This window comes from Parablautia muri (genome assembly GCF_009917485.1).
Lineage (GTDB): Bacteria > Bacillota > Clostridia > Lachnospirales > Lachnospiraceae > Suilimivivens > Suilimivivens muri.
In genome coordinates this window covers 1-2526 of record NZ_QZDT01000131.1, presented here as the reverse complement: position 1 = coordinate 2526, position 2526 = coordinate 1, and the positions used below count along the sequence as shown (strand labels likewise).

The window sequence follows — 2526 nt, the reverse complement described above, 5'->3', positions numbered from 1 at the left end:
GCTGATTATCAATGAGTGCCTTGAAAAAAATCATAAATAATCCACGTCAACACTTTACAACTCTTATCAGAGGACACGCTGCTCTCCGCAATGGAACACGCCAGCGCGGAGGATTTTGCAAAGTTGGAGGACGTGGAGCGCAAGGGGCTTGGCACTCCGGCCACCCGCGCCGGCATGATTGAAAAGCTGGTGCGCTCCGGCTTTGTGGAGCGGAAGAAAAAGCAGCTTCTCCCCACGGAAAAAGGCACGGAACTTATCAAGGTAATGCCCGATACGCTGAAATCCGCCAGGCTGACCGCTGAATGGGAGGAACGGCTGGGCGCGGTGGAGCGCGGGGAACTCTCCCCGGAGGACTTTATGGCGGGCATTTCCGCTATGCTCACCGAACTTATCAAAGGCTATCAGGACGTGACCGTGGCAAACGCCGCCCTGTCTGCATCCGGGCGCACGGTAATCGGTATCTGCCCCCGTTGCGGCAAAAACGTGGTGGAGGGCAAAAAGAGTTTCTTCTGCGAGGGCTGGAACGCCACGCCCCCCTGCGGCTTTGCCCTCTGGAAGAACGACCGCTTCTTTACCGGGAAGCGCAAGGAGCTGACCCGCAAGGTTGCCGCCGCCCTGCTGAAAAACGGGCGCGTCGCTATGACCGGCCTGTTTTCCGAGAAAAAAGGCGTCCTCTATGACGCGACTGTTGTGATGGAGGACACCGGAGAGAAATTTGTCCGCTTTAAGCTGGAATTTGACCCCAAAACCCCTAAAAAGAAAGGAAACTGACGCTTATGGAAAAGAACATGAACGCATTTAACCGCAACCTGCACAACCTCCTGGCCATCAGCGGCACGGACGCCGCTGAACTGGCGCAAGCCCTGAACGTGGAACTGCCGGAAATGAACCGCTGGCTGAACGGCTCCGCCGCGCCGGATGTGTACCAGCTTCAGGAGATCGCCAGACGGTTCGGGATGCCCTACTCCTACTTCTTTGAGAGCAGCCAGAGCCTGCCCAACGTGCCGGAAGTGGCGGCATGGCTGGGCTTGTCGGAGGAAACGGTGGAAACCCTGCTGGCAATGGCCGATACCGAGCCGGAGGAAGTCATGGACGCGCTGGACGATGCCATTTATGCAATGGCTGCCGCTGTCCGTGCTGCGGGGGAGGTGGATACGGAATGAAGAAAGAGGAACAAAAAGACCTTTTGATTGGGGAAGAAATCGCCATCCGTCAGATTGGCGTCCCCTATGGCTGGCTCTACCAGCGCACGGAACCCGGCTATCTTCTGGCAGACGGAACCGCCCTTTTGGAGTGCGAGCGTGACAGCGCAGGCCGCTATAAAGGCGGCGCGGGGCTGGACGGGGTGTACCTGCATACCGGGCGGCTCTATGTGCCGGTGCTGGCGGAGGACGGCAAAGTCCGCGCCTTTCAGGAGGTGCGCCCGGAAAACTACCTTGCCGCCGCTGAAATGAGCGCGGAGGGAAACTATAACCAGATTGACGGCATCATCAACAATGAACCGCCGCCAAAGCCCTCTGTGCTGGATGCCCTCAGCCAGTGCCGGCAGGATGCCGCCAGAGATCACGATACGCCAAAGAAGCCCCCGCGCGGACAGGAGGTGGAGCGATGAAGCTGTCCGGAACCGAGAGGGAAACCATCGTGCTGTATAATGAAGCAGAAGCCGCCGCCAGCATCTACACCCACAATGCCGCCCTTTGCCGGCAGCTTTCCGAACTGTGCGGCACTTACCCCGGACAGGTACGGCAGACCGGGGACAATGGATATGGCGGGCTTTCCTTTGAACTGCCGAAAAAATGGGTACGCATTACCCCACCCCGTGTCCTTACCCCTGCACAGCGGGCGGTGCTGGATCAGATGAACAAGAAAAGGCGCGGCGGCTGATTGTCCCCGCTGTCCGGCTGTGGTATAATCAAATCCGGCAGACAAATGGGAAAAACGCGGAGGATGCAGAACGTGAAAAACAGCACTACCCCCAAATGGGCAAAACAGAAGAATAAAGCGGCGCGCCACGCTGCCCGCATCCGCATGGCGCGGCAATGGCTCCCCTCCTATACGGGGACGCACCTTGTCCGCGCCTACCGGGAAAAATTCAAGGTCGATGTGCCGACCGCGCTGAATGACTTAGAGGAAATCGGCGCACTGACCCCGGAGCAGGCAGCGGTGAAGCGGCAGGCGGAACAGAAACGCCAGGAGCATCTGCGGCGGGAACGGGAGGCAAAGAAACAGCAATCCTTTTATGACCGCTTCCCGGATTCGGACGACCGCTTTTATTTTATCGCCGGTTACACCTCCGGCGGCGCACCCTATGGCGTAACATGGGAAGAAATGGGGCTTTCCCCCTGGGAACTCCCCGAAGAAGAATCATAACAACCATCCACACACCCGGAGCAGGACGCACCTGTTCCGGGCTTTTATTTTGCGAAAAAGGAGGGATGTTGCCGCCCATTTATTCTGGCTTCAAATAAATCTGATTGATTGTCACAGAATTAACCGATATAATGACATCAGCATAGAGAAAGAGAA

Annotated in this window: 4 protein-coding genes and 1 pseudogene; all 5 read left to right on the top strand. The window is 57.4% G+C overall.

What is annotated here, in order from left to right; all coding sequences use genetic code 11:
• Window positions 1-36: 36 nt before the first annotated feature.
• Window positions 37-771 carry a DNA topoisomerase gene (locus D5281_RS24565; protein WP_330585329.1) on the top strand — a complete coding sequence of 245 codons (735 nt, stop codon included), beginning with the start codon at window positions 37-39 and terminating at the stop codon, window positions 769-771.
• Between the two features lie 5 nt (window positions 772-776).
• Window positions 777-995: pseudogene (locus D5281_RS27300) on the top strand (helix-turn-helix domain-containing protein); the annotation flags it as partial.
• A gap of 23 nt (window positions 996-1018) precedes the next feature.
• Complete coding sequence (locus D5281_RS24555) at window positions 1019-1612, top strand: DUF4316 domain-containing protein (RefSeq protein WP_408637316.1); 594 nt, start codon at window positions 1019-1021, stop codon at window positions 1610-1612.
• The gene (locus tag D5281_RS24550) at window positions 1609-1884 is read left to right on the top strand and encodes a hypothetical protein (protein ID WP_160562480.1); all 276 of its coding nucleotides are present in this window, start codon (window positions 1609-1611) and stop codon (window positions 1882-1884) included. The genes D5281_RS24555 and D5281_RS24550 overlap by 4 nt, the downstream gene beginning before the upstream one ends.
• On the top strand, window positions 1885-2370 hold the full coding sequence (locus tag D5281_RS26320) for a hypothetical protein (protein ID WP_022751592.1): 486 nt from the start codon (window positions 1885-1887) through the stop codon (window positions 2368-2370).
• The last annotated feature ends 156 nt before the right edge of the window (window positions 2371-2526 follow it).